Annotated in this window: 12 protein-coding genes; 5 read left to right on the forward strand and 7 right to left on the reverse strand. The window is 53.7% G+C overall.

Going from position 1 to position 15651, the window contains the following annotated elements:
- Nucleotides 1-78: 78 nt before the first annotated feature.
- Nucleotides 79-1008 carry a sugar kinase gene (locus JM656_RS00885; protein ID WP_203359649.1) on the reverse strand — a complete coding sequence of 310 codons (930 nt, stop codon included), beginning with the start codon at nt 1006-1008 and terminating at the stop codon, nt 79-81.
- Nucleotides 1009-1240: 232 nt separating this feature from the next.
- On the opposite strand from JM656_RS00885, the gene pdeH reads away from it, so the two are divergent.
- The 3 genes from pdeH to JM656_RS00900 all read left to right on the forward strand — a co-directional run bounded on the left by pdeH (nt 1241) and on the right by JM656_RS00900 (nt 5308).
- Nucleotides 1241-2008: a cyclic-guanylate-specific phosphodiesterase gene (pdeH, locus tag JM656_RS00890; RefSeq protein ID WP_203359650.1), complete on the forward strand. Its 768-nt coding sequence runs from the start codon at nt 1241-1243 to the stop codon at nt 2006-2008.
- Between the two features lie 121 nt (nt 2009-2129).
- Nucleotides 2130-4178, forward strand: coding sequence for an AsmA family protein (locus tag JM656_RS00895; protein ID WP_203359651.1), 2049 nt, complete (start codon nt 2130-2132; stop codon nt 4176-4178).
- Nucleotides 4179-4711: 533 nt separating this feature from the next.
- Nucleotides 4712-5308, forward strand: a complete 597-nt coding sequence (locus JM656_RS00900; protein ID WP_203359652.1) for a hypothetical protein — start codon at nt 4712-4714, stop codon at nt 5306-5308.
- A gap of 67 nt (nt 5309-5375) precedes the next feature.
- On the opposite strand, the gene JM656_RS00905 is transcribed toward JM656_RS00900, so the two are convergent.
- The 3 genes from JM656_RS00905 to JM656_RS00915 form a co-directional block, all read right to left on the reverse strand.
- A complete protein-coding gene (locus tag JM656_RS00905; protein ID WP_203359653.1) occupies nt 5376-6698 on the reverse strand; it encodes an MFS transporter in 1323 nt (440 codons plus the stop codon).
- 273 nt (nt 6699-6971) lie between these two features.
- Complete coding sequence (gene yhjD / locus JM656_RS00910; protein WP_203359654.1) at nt 6972-8000, reverse strand: inner membrane protein YhjD; 1029 nt, start codon at nt 7998-8000, stop codon at nt 6972-6974.
- 80 nt (nt 8001-8080) lie between these two features.
- Entirely contained in the window at nt 8081-8980 is a 900-nt protein-coding gene (locus JM656_RS00915) for a LysR family transcriptional regulator (protein ID WP_203359655.1), read from the reverse strand.
- A 119-nt stretch (nt 8981-9099) separates the two neighbouring features.
- On the opposite strand from JM656_RS00915, the gene JM656_RS00920 reads away from it, so the two are divergent.
- Nucleotides 9100-9858 (forward strand): SDR family NAD(P)-dependent oxidoreductase, encoded by a 759-nt coding sequence (locus tag JM656_RS00920; protein WP_203359656.1) that lies wholly within the window; start codon nt 9100-9102, stop codon nt 9856-9858.
- A gap of 63 nt (nt 9859-9921) precedes the next feature.
- Here JM656_RS00920 and JM656_RS00925 read toward each other — a convergent pair whose 3' ends face one another.
- Nucleotides 9922-10449, reverse strand: coding sequence for a GNAT family N-acetyltransferase (locus JM656_RS00925; RefSeq protein WP_203359657.1), 528 nt, complete (start codon nt 10447-10449; stop codon nt 9922-9924).
- Between the two features lie 264 nt (nt 10450-10713).
- Here JM656_RS00925 and JM656_RS00930 point away from each other — a divergent pair, with 264 nt between their 5' ends.
- A complete protein-coding gene (locus tag JM656_RS00930) occupies nt 10714-12300 on the forward strand; it encodes an STY4199 family HEPN domain-containing protein (protein ID WP_203359658.1) in 1587 nt (528 codons plus the stop codon).
- 8 nt (nt 12301-12308) lie between these two features.
- On the opposite strand, the gene JM656_RS00935 is transcribed toward JM656_RS00930, so the two are convergent.
- Entirely contained in the window at nt 12309-13958 is a 1650-nt protein-coding gene (locus tag JM656_RS00935; RefSeq protein WP_203359659.1) for an alpha,alpha-trehalase, read from the reverse strand.
- Between the two features lie 277 nt (nt 13959-14235).
- The gene (gorA, locus tag JM656_RS00940) at nt 14236-15588 is read right to left on the reverse strand and encodes a glutathione-disulfide reductase (protein WP_203359660.1); all 1353 of its coding nucleotides are present in this window, start codon (nt 15586-15588) and stop codon (nt 14236-14238) included.
- Nucleotides 15589-15651: the final 63 nt, after the last annotated feature.

A 15651-nucleotide genomic window follows, 5' to 3' on the forward strand; every position in this document is an offset into this window, starting at 1 on the left:
CCGCCATCCGGCGATGGTGTGATGCCTGATGGCGTTACACTTATCAGGCCTACGGTCTTGTAGGCCTGATAATGAGCATTACTGAGGCATTGCGTCGCGTGGGATGATTGCCCCGCGATGCTGGATGACGGTGCTGGCGGTCAGATGTCCGCGTTTTGCTGCATCAACCGCAGTGCCGCCAGTCAAACGCACAGCCAGATAGCCTGCGCTGAAAGAGTCGCCCGCAGCGGTAGTGTCAATCACCTTCTCTTTCGGCAGTTTCACCGCCGCGACATCGATCAGTTCTTCACCCTGAATTGAGACCAGGCAAGAGTCCGCACCGCGTTTTACCACCACTTCCTGTACGCCCGCCGCATGGGTGCGTGCAAACACGTCCTCAACCGGTTTTACGCCCCACAGCGCGTCTTCATCATCCAGCGTCAGGAAGGCGATGTCGGTGCATTCCAGCATTTGCTGGTACACCTGCTGCGTCTCTTCAATACTTGCCCACAGGCGAGGACGGTAGTTGTTGTCAAAAATCACTTTTCCGCCGTTGGCGCGACACTCGCGCAGCAGGGTCAATAACTTCTCGCGGCTGGTTGGACTCAGGATTGCAAGACTGATGCCGCTCAGATACAGGTAATCGAATGTCGCCAGCTCCTCGCAGATCGCGGCAGACTGCTCGCTCTCCAGCCAGAATTTCGCGGCGGCTTCATTACGCCAGTAGTAGAACGTGCGCTCGCCAGTGCTGTCGGTCTCAATGTAGTAGAGACCCGGCAGACGGTTCTCCATGCGTTGCGTCAGGGAGGTGTCGACGTTTTCACCCTGCCAGGAATCCAGCATTTGCTGGCTGAAATTATCAGTGCCCAGTGCTGTGACATAGTGAACGGATAATGCCGCAGAATCGACCTGGCGGGCGATATAAACGGATGTATTCAACGTGTCGCCACCGAATCCGCGCTGAACGTCTGCGCCTTTCTGTGACAGCTCAATCATGCATTCGCCAATCACGGCAATCTTTTTGGACATAGTCGTGAACCTGCTCTGAAAATAATAGCGGTAGTGTGCGCTGTGGGTGTTTAGTGGTCAACCATATTAAAACAACGTTCCATTATTTTTTTGAGCCAACGCGTATTCTGTGATGATTTTTTGGCGATCTGTTTTTTATTTTGCAAGGGACTGAACATAAAGTTCTCCGCTTAAGCGCCGATAACCTTTGACGAGTCCGGGCAGTCACACTCTCACACACAGGACATCTGAGATGATAAAGCAGGTTATCCAGCAGCTAAGCATTCCTGATGCAAGCATCGAAAGCTTGCAGGAGCGGCGCTTTTGGCTGCAGTGCGAGCGGGCTTATACCTATCAACCGATTTATCAGACCAGCGGACGATTGATGGCTGTCGAACTGCTGACGGTGGTGACACATCCTGATAATCCCGCTCAACGTCTGGCCCCGGATCGCTATTTTGCCGAAGTGACGGTGCGACACCGTATCGATGTTGTAGAAGAGCAACTCGCTCTGCTGGAAAAGAATGAACGCTTTTTCCGACAGCATGATTTGCTGGCCTCGGTGAACGTCGACGGCCCGACGCTGATCGCCATGCGCCAACAAAGCGATATCCTCAAAACGATTGAACGTCTGCCCTGGCTGCGCTTCGAGCTGGTAGAGCACATCCGCCTGCCAAAAGATTCATCGTTTGCCTCAATGTGCGAGTTTGGCCCGCTCTGGCTGGATGACTTTGGGACCGGAATGGCAAACTTCTCCGCGCTCAGTGAAGTGCGTTACGACTACATAAAAGTCGCCAGGGATCTGTTTGTCATGCTGCGGCAAACCCCAGAGGGGCGAAATCTGTTCACTTTGCTGCTGCAACTGATGAACCGTTATTGCCGTGGTGTCATTGTCGAAGGCGTTGAAACACTGGAAGAGTGGCGTGATGTGCAGAACTCGCCAGCGTTTGCCGCGCAGGGCTATTTCTTGTCGCGCCCGGTCGCGCTGGACACCCTCGAAGAGGTGATTTTGACGCTGTAATGCTGGGCTGTCTCCCGTAATGTCGCGTGGTTGACGCGGTATTCCCGGACACTGCCTGCCTCCTTTTTCGCCTGCTGGACTATCTTTAGGACAGGCAAGGAAAGAAGCGAGGACGTAACCTATGACGAAAGCAGGCAAAATAACGGCTGCAATATCAGGGACTTTCTTGTTGTTGATCGCAGTGCTCATCATTCTGATCGCGACATTTGACTGGAATCGCCTCAAACCGACCATCAACCAGAAAGTCTCTACCGAACTCAATCGACCCTTCGCCATACGGGGCGACCTCGGGGTGGTGTGGGAACGTCAGCCGCAGGAAACAGGCTGGCGTAGCTGGATTCCGTGGCCGCACGTCCACGCAGAAGACATTATTCTCGGTAATCCGCCGGATATCCCGGATGTCACCATGGTGCACCTGCCGCGCGTTGAAGCCACGCTGGCGCCTCTGGCGTTATTGACCAAAACCGTCTGGCTTCCGTGGATCAAACTGGTGAAACCGGATGCCCGCCTCATTCGCCTGTCTGAACAAAACAATAACTGGACGTTTAATGTAGCGGGCGACGATCGCAACGATCCGTCTGCACCGCCGTCGGGCTGGTCTTTCCGGCTGGATAATATTCTGTTTGATCAAGGCCGTGTCGCGATCAACGACCAGGTGAGCAAGGCTGACGTCGAGATCCTGGTCGATCCGCTGGGCAAACCGCTGCCCTTTCATGAACTGACGGGTGCGAAAGATAGCCACACCACCGCCAGGGTTGGGGATTATGTTTTTGGCCTGAAGGTACTAGGGCGCTACAACGGCGAGCCGCTTACAGGAACAGGTAAAATTGGCGGCATGCTGGCCTTACGCAGCGAAGGCACGCCGTTCCCGGTGCAGGCCGACTTTCGTTCGGGCAACACCCGCGTGGCATTGGTGGGCGTAGTGAACGATCCTGGCAGGATCGGCGGAGTCGATCTTCAGCTCAAATTTTCCGGTGATTCGCTGGGCGAATTATACGACCTGACAGGCGTACTGCTGCCCGACACCCCGCCGTTTGAAACGGACGGGCGGCTGGTGGCGAAAATCGACGCGGAGAAATCCTCTGTCTTTGATTATCGCAACTTTAACGGGCGGATTGGCGACAGCGATATTCATGGCTCGCTGACCTATACCACTGGCAAGCCGCGACCAAAACTGGAAGGCGATGTGGAATCGCGCCAGCTTCGGCTGGCCGATCTCGGCCCGTTGATTGGCGTGGACTCCGGTAAAGGGAGCCGAACTGAACAACGCAAAGGTGAGAAAGACCTTCAGCCTGCGGGCAAAATCCTGCCTTATGACCGCTTTGAAACCGATAAATGGGATGTGATGGATGCCGATGTGCGTTTTAAGGGGCGGCGCATTGAGCACGGTAGCAGCCTGCCGATTAGCGATCTTTCCACACACATCATCCTGAAGAACGCCGATTTGCGCCTGCAGCCGCTGAAATTTGGTCTGGCGGGCGGCAGCATCGTCTCCAACATTCATCTGGAAGGGGACAAGAAACCCATGCAAGGGCGGGCGGAAATCCAGGCGCGTCGCCTTAAGCTCAAGGCATTGATGCCTGACGTGGAATTAATGCAAAAAACTCTCGGCGAGATGAACGGGGATGCCCAGATTCGTGGCAGCGGGAACTCCATCGCGGCGCTGTTAGGCAACAGTAATGGCAATCTGAAACTGTTGATGAACGACGGTCTGGTCAGCCGGAATCTGATGGAAATTGTTGGATTGAACGTAGGTAACTTTATTGTTGGGCAAATATTTGGCGATGACGAAGTGCGAGTGAATTGCGCGGCGGCGAATCTCGACATTACCAATGGCGTAGCACGCCCACAACTCTTTGCTTTTGATACGGAAAATGCAGTGATTAACGTCACCGGAACGGCCAGTTTTGCCTCTGAACAACTTGATTTAACCATTGATCCGGAGAGTAAAGGGATTCGTATCATTACTCTGCGTTCACCGCTGTACGTGCGTGGGACGTTCAAGAATCCACAGGCGGGCGTGAAGGCCGGCGCATTGATAGCACGAGGTGCGGTTGCCGCGGCGCTGGCAACCTTAGTGACCCCCGCTGCCGCGCTGCTGGCGCTGATTTCGCCTTCCGAAGGCGATGCTAATCAGTGCCGGACGATTCTGTCGCAGATGAAGAAGTAGATAAGGGCTAAACAGGCCGTCATATAACCAGGCCTGTTTTCGTTCCAGGAATTTTTTGGGATATCGACAGGAACCTGTGAATGTTTAGATATTTATTTCGCAAAATGCTGTTAATGATATTTTTAATATCTTAGCAATATCGCTGTCTACCATATGATAATTTATCAGAGAAAGAATTATTAATGTGTAAAACAAAAGGGTTGATCGTCAGACGCATAATAAGAAAAGTTTAGGTGTACCAGAAAATATGCGTTCACCTTTCTTCGTAAGGCGATGATCATATCTGTCGGAAGATGCAATAGGGTTTTAGTGGTTTTTGGAATAGCAAATTCATTCTAATTTACTATGTATCAGCCGTTGTTTTAACTCTATAAATTAACCAGGCACGCAATTTCTTAAGCGTGGGATACAATTATTTTATTAAATATCAGTGTATTGAAAATGGAATGTGTGTTTGTGGCCTCAGGTTCATAAGCAGATGATAAGGCTACTTATGAACACCTCCGGGAAAATCTGTGACTGGAGATACGTCAATGACAGACCAACACGACAGTTTTCTTAAAGATGAATACTTAAAGCTACAGGATCAATATGAAGATTATGACCGAAGAGCCTTGCTTATAAAAGGCTGGATAGGTGCAGGATCTATTGCCGGGTTTGCGTTAGGAACCAATGGCGATAAACCCATCACCTTTCTGACACTTTTTTCAATTGCACTGATCGCCTGTTGCTTTTGGTATCTTGAAGCTAAATGGAAAACATTCCAGTACGCTATCGCGAGTCGTATCAGAGTTATTGAAGCGCATTTTCGAAAAGACCCTGATATTTTATTTAAAAACCCCGCACCATTTCAGATTTATAATTGGTGGTTTAAGTCCTATGCAAAGAATAACCCTATTTATAAGTATGAACGATATTATAAGCCGGTAAGCCGTCTTGTTCGCTTAAAAAAGGCCGCCTTTCAGGATTTTGTTCATTTGCCCTATTCCCTCATTATTGCACTGTGCCTGTTAATGGGGTTAATTAACCTGTTTTCCGGTAAGCCAGCACCTTCGCCATGTAAGCCTGTCGTGGTGGTCGCGCAAACATTAACCCCGAACTCCAGCGTTGTGTGCGTACCTGGCTCATAATTCAGAGATAATGTTGCCCCTGGACGATAGCGTCCCGGGGCAACATGTCGCTTATCCGGCACTCACATTACAGCGACTGGTGGCGCGTCTCATGCGTTAACAGGAGTGCTATCAGCGTCAGCCCCGCCATTGATGCCAGGTAAATCCCCACCGCCGCCAGACCGTAGTTTGCCTGCAACCACGCGGCAATATAGGGGGCGACAGAGGCACCGAGAATCGACGCGACGTTATAGGAGAACGACGCACCGGTGTAGCGTACCTCGGTCGGGAACAACTCCGGCAGCAACGCGCCCATCGGACCGAAAGTCAGCCCCATCAGACTCAATCCCAGCAGCAGGAAGGCGAAGACCAGCACCGGATTACCGGAACCCAGCAGCGGTTTAAAGGCGAACAGCGCAAACAGAATGATCATCGTGGTGATAATGACCATGCTTTTACGACGCCCAAAGGCATCGGCCAGCAGACCCGCAACTGGCACCATCACGCCGAATCCAATGACGGCCATCATCAGCATCCACAATACGTCGTTACGCGACATACCGAGGCCCACAGGGGCGGCAGCGGTACTGAAGGTCATGGAATAGACAGTCATGATATAAAACAGCGTATAGGTCGCCAGCATGATAAATGTGCCAAGCACCGTGACGCGCACATGTTTTGTCAGCAGGGTTCCCAGCGGAATTTTTACCTGTTTTTTGGCGGCGGCGACTTTCGCGAATACCGGCGTTTCGTGCAAAGAGACACGCACATACAGACCAATAATCACCAGCACCGCAGAGAAGATAAACGGTACACGCCAGCCCCAGCTCATGAATTGCTCATCGGTCAGTAACCAGGAGAGCAACAGGAACGTACCGTTGGCAAAGAAGAAACCGATAGGCGCGCCCAACTGAGGGAAGGAGCCGTACAGCGCGCGTTTGCGCGGCGGCGCATTTTCCGTCGCCAGCAGCGCCGCGCCGCCCCATTCACCGCCAAGACCCAGCCCCTGGCCAAAACGTGCCAGCGCCAGCAGCAGCGGGGCGAAAATACCGATCGTCGCGTAGCCGGGCAGCAGACCAATGATGACGGTGGAGATCCCCATTGTCAGCAGTGAAGCTACCAGCGTCACTTTGCGGCCAACGCGGTCGCCAAAATGGCCGAATACGGCGGAGCCAATCGGGCGCGCCACAAAGGCGATGGCGAAGGTGGCAAGCGACTGTAGCGTGGCTGCCGCAGGATCGCCCTGTGGGAAGAAAATATGGGGGAACACGATCACGGCGGCGGTGGCGTAAATGTAAAAGTCGAAAAACTCAATGGCGGTGCCGATGAGTGATGCGATGACGACTTTATTACGCGAATTGACCGGTGTGTGTTCCTGTTCGTTGTCGAGTGTTGTGGCGGTTGCTTGCATAGTATTTTCTTATTTTTTGGCGAACGAATGGCCATATTACGCACAGCAAAAGAGACATTTCAATATGTAACAAAATGGGATTTTGCTCAGAAAAGCGACAAAAAGGGGATAATTTTTAGGTCAGCGATTTCGCTTCTATGAAATGCTTCACAGATTTTTAAACTTAGATAATAAAACTGGTTTTTGGTTAAATAAAAGTTAAGGACTGGATTTATATTCTGAAATGGCGAGCGGGGCTGATATTTTTTGTTTTTCATCAGCCCCATGAATGATTTAACGGTGTGTTTTGCCCGGCATCCGTGGATCGTCTTTGTATTGCGCGGTGGCAATCCAGGCCGCGCAGAAGAGCGTCAGGCGGGCGAAGAAATAGAAGAACGCCATCAGACCCAGCACTGAGCCAAATGCGGCGCCGGAAGGGGATTTCACCAGTGCGGGCAGGGTCCACGTCATGATGATTTTGATGACTTCAAAGCCGATGGCAGCAATAAATGTTCCGCGAATCAGCGCTTTCTTACGCGGGCGATGGCGCGGCAATCGCCAGAAAATCCAGAAGAACAACAGGTAGTTGGCAAAGATTGAAATGACCAGTCCGATCAGCCGCCAGGCGGGTTTCAGCCATTCGATACTGTCGAGATACAGCGCCGAAATGATCATCTGCTGGGCGGACCCGGCGATGGAGGTGATGGAGAGGGTGACAATCAACGCGACCAACAGGCCAATCAGGGAGATAAAGTCACGCAGGTATTTTATCCAGATTTTTTCCTGATCCTGCGGCGTGCGTTCCCACACGTCCCGCGACTGGGCGCGAATCGCTTCCCGCAGATTCCCCATCCAGTTGATGCCGGAATAGAGCGCGATCCCCAGACCGACCAGACCGACTGTGGTACGCTGCTGAACGGCGGTATTGATGGTGCTTTTCAGGGTAGCGGCTAAGGTGGGGTCGCTGACGTTCTGCAGAATTTTTTCGAAGATATCCTGGAGCAGCGTGGGGTGCGACGCGAGAATAAAACCGGCGGCGGCGAATGACACCATCAGAATGGGGATCATCGACAGAAACGAGAAGTAGGTAATGGCCGCGCCGAACTGGTTTCCCAGTCGGTCATTAAAACGTTCTGCTGCACGGATAAGATGGGCAATCACGGGCTGGCGTTGGATCTTTTGCGCTGTCGTGGTGACGGTTTTCAGCGTCTTGTGGGCTTTGCCGCTTTTCTCTGACGCTTCATGCGCGTCAGTCTCTGTTGTTTGAATCGGGTCGTGCTCCAGTTCCTGATCCGGGCGTTTTACGTCATTTTCCTGCATCATCAGGTCGATAGTCCTTTTTTTGTCTGCTATCGGGTTAGTATAGTCTCTCAGGGCGGCTTCCCGAAAAGTGCGGCCAGACGCTAATCCACATAACCTTTCATCACCCCGGTTAACCACTCCATAAACAGATGAACCCGGCGGGAAAGGTTGCGACGGTGTGGATACAGTAGTGATACCGGCATGGTGTCGGCGCGATACTGCGGTAACACTTCAATGAGCGTTCCTGCGCGCAGCGCATCGCGCACCCCAACGCGCGGCACCTGAATGATGCCCAGACCCGCCAGGCAAGCCGCATAATAGGTCTCGGTGCTGTTCACCGTTAATATGCCGCCCGTTTTAATCCACTGCGTTCCATTGGCCGTTGCGACTTCGAAACCCTGCGGCCGTGTGCCCAGATTCAGGGAATAGTGCACCACTGCGTGTGAGGCCAGGTCTTCCAGACTCTCCGGATAGCCAAAGCGCGCCAGATACTGGGGGCTGGCGCAGTTAATAACCGACAGCTTCCCCAGCGGGCGGGCGATCAATCCAGAATCTTTCAGCGCGCCAACGCGCACGACGCAGTCAAAGCCCTCGCGAATTAAATCGACCAGGCGGTCGCTGCTGCTGAGTTCCAGTTCAATCCCCGGATACTGATGCAAAAATTGCGGGAGCTGCGGCATGACCAGGTTTTTGGCAATGCCCACCGGCATATCCACTCGCAGTTTACCGCTGATGCTTTTGGGGTCGTGCTGAAACAACCCGTCCAGCTCATCAAGATTGCTCAGCAGATCTTTGGCGCGCTCGTAATAGACCATACCGTCCTGCGTGAGCTGAACGCGTCGGGTGGTCCGGTGCAGTAGCTGCGTCCCGAGCAGGTTCTCCAGCGCCTGAATCTGGCGAGATACGCTACCTTTAGGGAGGCCGGATGTCTCGGCGGCGCGCGAAAAACTCTCCAGTTCCGCGACGCGAATGAACAACTGCATTGCGTGAATTTTATCCATCCCGACCGCCTATTGTTGTTCCGTGTGAAACAGTGATGCGCATCTGGCTATATTTATTGTTTTTCTATCACCTAATAAGCTCTTTCTCAATCTTCACAACAGCTGAAATGAGGTTTCTTATGACACAACGTATCGCATTAGTGACCGGCGGCAGCCGTGGACTGGGTAAAAACGCGGCGTTGAAGTTGGCAGACAAGGGAACGGATATTATTTTCACCTGGAATAGCCAGCAGCAGGCGGCGCTGGATGTTGTCGCTGAAATTGAGCAAAAAGGGAGGAAAGCGGTGGCAATACAGCTGAACGTCAGTGATATTGCCAGTTTTTCGACATTCACCCGCGACGTCAAAACACAACTGAAAAGTGTCTGGAATCGCGAGACGTTTGATTATTTAGTGAACAATGCCGGTATTGGCCTGTATGCGCCGTTTGCAGACACGCCGGAAGCCATGTTTGATGAATTATTGAGCATCCATTTTAAAGGCCCTTTCTTCCTGACCCAGCGCCTGTTACCGCTGATTAAAAATGGGGGACGGATCCTGAATGTCTCAACGGGGCTGGCCCGTTTTGCCCTGCCGGGGTACGCGGCCTACGCCTCAATGAAAGGGGCGATGGAAGTGCTGACACGCTATCAGGCCAAAGAGTTAGGGGAGCGTGGGATCACAGTGAACAGCATTGCGCCTGGCGCGATTGAGACTGATTTTGGCGGCGGCAGACTGCGAGACAACAAAGAACTGAACGCCTACGTTGCGTCGCAAACTGCGTTGGGACGCGCAGGCTTGCCGGGGGATATTGGTGATGCCATTGCCGCATTACTCAGTGATGAACTGGGGTGGATGACGGCGCAGCGGATCGAAGTGTCAGGCGGCATGTTCCTGTAAGCGTGGGGTCGATGCGATCCGGCGGGTGAGGTTGTCCGCCGGAGTAGCATCGGCGAGCGAATATCAGCGCCACTCATGCTTTAACAGGCCAAAGAGCCAGTCATCCTGCCAGCGTTGCTGCAACCAGTAGCTTTCGCGCAGCGTCCCTTCCAGCACAAATCCTGTTTTCTCCAGCAACTGGCGAGAAGCCTGATTACCTGCGGTGACGCAGGCTGTCAGTCGCCGCAGACCGCCCGTGGAAAAAGCATAGTCGCAGACGGCGCGTAAAGACTCTGCCCCATAACCTTTTCCCTGAGCTTCGGGAGCCAGCAGGAACCCGACTTCGGCGCAATCTTTCCCGCGATGAATATAACCGTTGATGCCAAGCGGCTTGCCCGTTTCGTTGTCGCAAAGGATCAGACACAGCCAGTGAGGGCTTCCAGGCTGCCATTCGGGCAATCGGGAGTCGAAGGCCTCGCGAATGTCTGCTTCGCTACGCGCATCGTCCACATAGCGCATCACGTCAGGGTGTTGCTGTAGCGAGAGAAAAAAGGGCCAGTCGGCAGGCTCAATCGGGCGACAGGTCAGGCGAGAGGTTTTCAGTACGGGCACAAGCATACCTCCGAATAATTTTCTCAATGTTCACGTCGTGGTCACTGTTATATATGTTTAACTTGTTATATCTATAAAAACAGATAATTAAAATGAATATTACGAACCCTCTGGAGGTAACACCGTTAGTTTAAGACCGAGATATCCGGGGCGACCACCGGGTTTGGCGTCCCTCCGGGAACCAAATCCCGGTGTTTCCCCTCATTCATTGGCTGAAGTGAACGGTGTTACCCCAGGTGGGCGTTTTTTAAATTAAGGATGATAATGACGATCAGCGTTTTACAGACGACAAGCACTACCTTTGAGCACTGTCTGGGTATTATCCGCCACGCATCGGTAGAAATTTTGCTGTTGTTAGGGGTCCATGCCTCCGAAGGGAAAGATCCGCGCTGGTTTCTCGAACAACTGGATCAGGCCCGTTTGAACCTCGGCGGCTGGAATGCCATCGCAAAACGACTGCATATGGATGACGCACAACTCAGCCAGTTTACCCTACGGTTGCGCCATCTCCAGCAATGCGTACCGCAATATGAAAACGGACAGGCCGTAAGTGAGAATCAGCTCATTGCCGCGCTGCGTTTCGTCACCGCGCTGGAACAGTTACGCCAGTGCCAGCCGCTGCTCACATATCTCACTGACGTAGACGCCAGCGATGAAAGCCAACAACGGCGTGCAGAGCGCCAGCTTCGCGTGATTGAGCTGGTTTTAAAAGGGCTGGTGGCGCAGGTCTGGCCGGACAGCCAGTCACTGAATGCGTATTTAAAACAGCACTTTGGCGGCGATCGTCTCAGGCGCTGGATTAAACAGGGTGATGGCCAGGAAGCGCTCAGTGGAATGTGTTTTAGTGAACTGGCGCTGATGGTCGTCGATAAAAAGAGCTTCGCCCGCCACTACGCCGGGGTGTTTAACGACACCTCGGTACTGACACTGTTTGTTGAACCCCGTGCGACGCTACGGCAATTTCTTGACGACTGTCGACAGGCGCGTAATGGCGTGATTGCCGGAGAACCGCTCACGGCGGCGCAGTTGACGCTGCTCTCCTGCCAGTATCAGCAGATTACCCGCCCGGTACAGCGGGCGTTTGAGCGCGGGCGTACGCGGGTGAATCCCGCCTCGTTATTGATTGTCAATGACGCGCCACTGGAACAGTATTGGGAACGTGCGCGGCATATTAATCACCAGGCGGGTGGCGAGCAGCAAGAGATCGGTGAAACGATAGAACCCCCGCGCAAACGGCCGCAACGTACCGCTGAAGAGCGGGAACAGCTGATCTCCGGCACCCTGTGGGGCGCTGTCGGCGTCATGGTGCTGGCGATACTGGGGGGCGGAATTTGGTTATTCAGTTCGCAAGAACCGCCCACTGCGGCGGGTGTTGAGAGCGTACAGAATGAGCCAAAACGGGAAGCGTCTTCACCGCGGGAGAGCCTCACGCAGAAGGGGATCACCTGGGATGCCTTTAACATGCGGGCGGCTATTGACAGGAATGACACCCATGTCACAACCCTGTTTTTACAGGGCGGGATGAACTGGCAGTTAGCCTGGACCGAGCAGGCTTTCTCACTGGGAAATACTGACGTGCTGCAATTGTTGCTACGTTACCCTTCGCAGATGGATGAGCTTAAACCCTGTCGGCGGTTTATCAATACCCTGGGACACGCCATGTCGAACGGCGCGACGCTGACCGCCGAACACGCCTTGTATCTGCAACGTTTTTGCACGGTGCCTGCGGTCGTGGCGCGCCAAAAACATGAGGCTGAGCAGGCGACATTACGTGTCCGCGCCGAACCCAGCGCGGACAACAAGAAATGGCTGAAGATCCAGACCGCCATTTATAAGGAGATTCGCGGATAGCGGGGGAGCTACGGCTCCCCGTACAATCCAATCAGGCGACGCACCACGCCGTTGGTCCAGCCGAACCCATCCTGTAAGGGATATTCACCGCCGCCGCCTTCACGCGGCGTGCCGCCCGCGATATGGTATTTTTCAATAAGTTTATGATGATGCTGGTAAAAATGGTTCACCGTTTGTAGCCAGCTACGGGCAATCTCATCACCAAGGGCATCATCGCCATACATCTTGAACCCCTGAATAGCCATCCACTGTAGCGGCGCCCAGCCGTTGGGTTTATCCCACTGTTCGCCGGTTTCGTATTCGGTCGCCATAATCCCACCGGGCGTCAGTAAGCGGCTGCGAACCGCGCTGCTCAGGCGATCGGCCTGTTCATGGGTCGCCATGCCGACATACAGAGGTACAATGCTGGCGGCGGAGAACAGGGCCATCTGCTCGCGCCGCCAGTCGTAGTCCCGATAGCAGCCATTATCGTCATCCCACAGGTAGCGGTTCACGGCGGCACGACGAACGCTTGCCTTCTGGCGAAAAAGGGTCTCAGTTTCCCGGTCGCCTTTTAGCGCAGAAATATTGGCAATGGCGCTCTCCAGTTTGAACAAAAAGGCGTTGAGATCGACCGGGATAAACTGGGTGGTGCGAATACTTGCCAGTCGCGCTGTATCGCGCAGCCAGCGGGATGAGTAATCCCAGCCGGAAGCCGCGCCAGCACGCAGATCGCGATACACCTCATTGGGAGGGCGACCGGAATGTTTGGCGGTTTCCACATCCTCCAGCCACGACTCGTCACGCGGGGTGTCGCGATCGTCCCAGTAACGGTTAAGCAGCGAACCGTCAGGCATGCGGACGACGTGACGATACGCCTGATTGAGCATCAGTGATTCCGCGCCGTCCATCCAGAATGCGTACTCCATCTTCAGATGGTCCAGGTAGCGCCGCGCGCCGCGGACGCCATCTTCTTCAAACAGTTCGACCATCAGGGCAAACACCGGCGGCTGTGAACGACTCAGATAGTAGGTACGGTTGCCGTTCGGAATATGGCCGTAGTTCTCAATCATCCAGGCGAAGTTGTCCGCCATACATTTCAGGAGATCTCCGCGACCGCTTTCTGCCAGCCCCAGCATGGTGAAATAGGAGTCCCAGTAGTAGGTTTCGCTGAATCGCCCGCCAGGCACAATGTAGGACTGCGGTAACGCCAGCAGCGAAGACCACGGAATGTGATCCTGCGGCTCGCGCGTCAGCACGGGCCAGAGCTGGTCGATATGTTCTTTCAGCGAATTTTCCGGGTTAGAGACATATTCCGTGGAGCACACGTCCGGCAGCCAGAAGTGGTTTTCCACAAACTGTCGCAGGTTGAAATCACGGTGTCGTCTGACTTTCCGGTAGCGGATCAGGATATCGAGCGGATCCATTTTCGGCGCGCAGTCCGGGAAAGTTTTGCTGTCGGCAAAGATTCGGGCGGATTGCACATGCTCGAACAGTTCGAGGTATCGATCGGCTGGCGTAAGCGCGTCGGAGGCGGGAAGCCCCTCAATCATCTCGGGTTCCGGCTCTGCCTCGATCATTTCATCCAGCTTTAACTCGTGCGGATCCGTTTCATAAATCAGATCAACCTCGATCGTCATTTCGTCGGATGGAACGTGTTGCAGTTTCTGGTTGAGCATAATAAGAAGGACCTCCGGATTGCGTCGTAAAAGATACGGGTGTTGCCCGGCTGTTTTTTAAGCGTAGACATTCGCTTCGGTGCGCGGGGTGCAAAGTGTGCGGTGGTTCACATTTATGGCCGAGGGGAACGCGTGCGTATATCTCGTGACTTGATGATTTATAAGCCGTTATCGCCAGAGGGATTTACAACAATAGCGGACAAAAAATCAGAGTATTCGTTTGAAAGCGACTGATGAAGGGTAAAAAAATGCCCCTCCGGGGAGGGGCATTCGAAACTTAACGCATAGTAACGAATTCTTCTGACGCGGTGGGGTGGATGGCGACAGTGTTGTCGAAGTCTTTTTTGGTTGCGCCCATTTTTAGCGCCACCGCAAAGCCTTGCAGCATTTCATCCATACCGAAACCGATACCGTGGATACCGACAATCTTCTCTTCCGGCCCCACGCAAACCAGCTTCATGCGGCACGGCTGACGGTGAGAGGTCACCGCCGTGTACATCGCGGTAAATGACGATTTGTACACTTTTACCTGATCGTCGCCATACTGCTCGCGCGCCTGGGGTTCGGTCAGACCCACGGTGCCAATCGGCGGGTGGCTGAAGACCACGGTCGGAACGTTGCTGTAGTCCAGATGCTCGTTCGGTTTGTTGTTAAACAAACGCTCAGAGAGACGACGACCTGCCGCCACTGCCACTGGCGTCAGCTCTACGGCGCCGGTGTTATCGCCCACCGCGTAAATGCCATCCACATTCGTATTCTGGAATTTATCGACGACGATGTAACCTTTTTCACTGGTTTTCACGCCCGTTGCCGCCAGATTGAAGTTATCGGTTGCCGGTTCGCGACCGATAGCCCAAATCAGGCAATCAACGGTTTCGCTGCGACCATCTTCCAGTTGCAGCGTCAGGCTGCCGTCGGCGTTTTTGACCACTGCTTTCGGGATGGCGTTGGTGTGAAGCTGAGGACCTTCGGCATTCATCACTTCGACCAGCGTCTCGGTGATCATCGGGTCAAAGTTGCGCAGCGGCGCGTGTTTACGCACGAACAGATGCGTTTTAGCGCCCAGACCGTTGATCACACCCGCCAGTTCAACCGCGATGTAACCTGCCCCGACGACCGCAACGCGTTCCGGCAGCGCGGGCAATTCAAAGAAGCCGTCTGAGTCGATACCGTATTCCACGCCCGGAATATCCGGGTGGCTCGGGCGACCGCCGGTAGCAATCAGAATATGGTCGGCAGTGATCGTTTCGCCATTCACTTCAATGGTTTTCGCATCAATGAAACGGGCAAAGCCTTTGATCACATCAACCTTATTTTTGCCCAGTACGTTATCGTATGAGGTGTGGATACGGTCGATGTAGGCGCTACGGCTGGCGATTAACGTGTTCCAGTTGAACGCGTTAATGGTGGTGTCAAAGCCGTAATCCGGGCCATACAGGTGGATCGCTTCACGAATCTGCGCGGCATGCCACATCACCTTCTTCGGTACGCAGCCGACGTTCACGCAGGTGCCGCCTAACTCTTTGGCTTCAATCAGCGCACATTTCTGGCCGTACATGGCCGCGCGGTTAATGGAGGCGATACCACCGCTGCCGCCGCCGATAGCGATGTAATCATAGTGTTTGGTCATGACTTTTGTCCTTAATCGTTGATTGCTGCGATTGTAGCGCGAGACTTAAAAGGTTCCACCGAT

Source organism: Citrobacter sp. R56, from assembly GCF_016811995.1.
Classification (GTDB): Bacteria; Pseudomonadota; Gammaproteobacteria; order Enterobacterales; family Enterobacteriaceae; genus Citrobacter_D; species Citrobacter_D enshiensis.

Excerpts from the sequence above, each read along its gene's own strand:
- gorA (WP_203359660.1), bottom strand. The coding sequence starts at position 15,588 with ATGACCAAACACTATGATTACATCGCTATCGGCGGCGGCAGCGGTGGT.
- pdeH (WP_203359650.1), top strand. The coding sequence starts at position 1,241 with ATGATAAAGCAGGTTATCCAGCAGCTAAGCATTCCTGATGCAAGCATC.
- yhjD (WP_203359654.1), bottom strand. The coding sequence starts at position 8,000 with ATGATGCAGGAAAATGACGTAAAACGCCCGGATCAGGAACTGGAGCAC.
- JM656_RS00915 (WP_203359655.1), bottom strand. The coding sequence starts at position 8,980 with ATGGATAAAATTCACGCAATGCAGTTGTTCATTCGCGTCGCGGAACTG.
- JM656_RS00900 (WP_203359652.1), top strand. The coding sequence starts at position 4,712 with ATGACAGACCAACACGACAGTTTTCTTAAAGATGAATACTTAAAGCTA.
- JM656_RS00920 (WP_203359656.1), top strand. The coding sequence starts at position 9,100 with ATGACACAACGTATCGCATTAGTGACCGGCGGCAGCCGTGGACTGGGT.
- JM656_RS00885 (WP_203359649.1), bottom strand. The coding sequence starts at position 1,008 with ATGTCCAAAAAGATTGCCGTGATTGGCGAATGCATGATTGAGCTGTCA.
- JM656_RS00905 (WP_203359653.1), bottom strand. The coding sequence starts at position 6,698 with ATGCAAGCAACCGCCACAACACTCGACAACGAACAGGAACACACACCG.
- JM656_RS00895 (WP_203359651.1), top strand. The coding sequence starts at position 2,130 with ATGACGAAAGCAGGCAAAATAACGGCTGCAATATCAGGGACTTTCTTG.
- JM656_RS00935 (WP_203359659.1), bottom strand. The coding sequence starts at position 13,958 with ATGCTCAACCAGAAACTGCAACACGTTCCATCCGACGAAATGACGATC.
- JM656_RS00930 (WP_203359658.1), top strand. The coding sequence starts at position 10,714 with ATGACGATCAGCGTTTTACAGACGACAAGCACTACCTTTGAGCACTGT.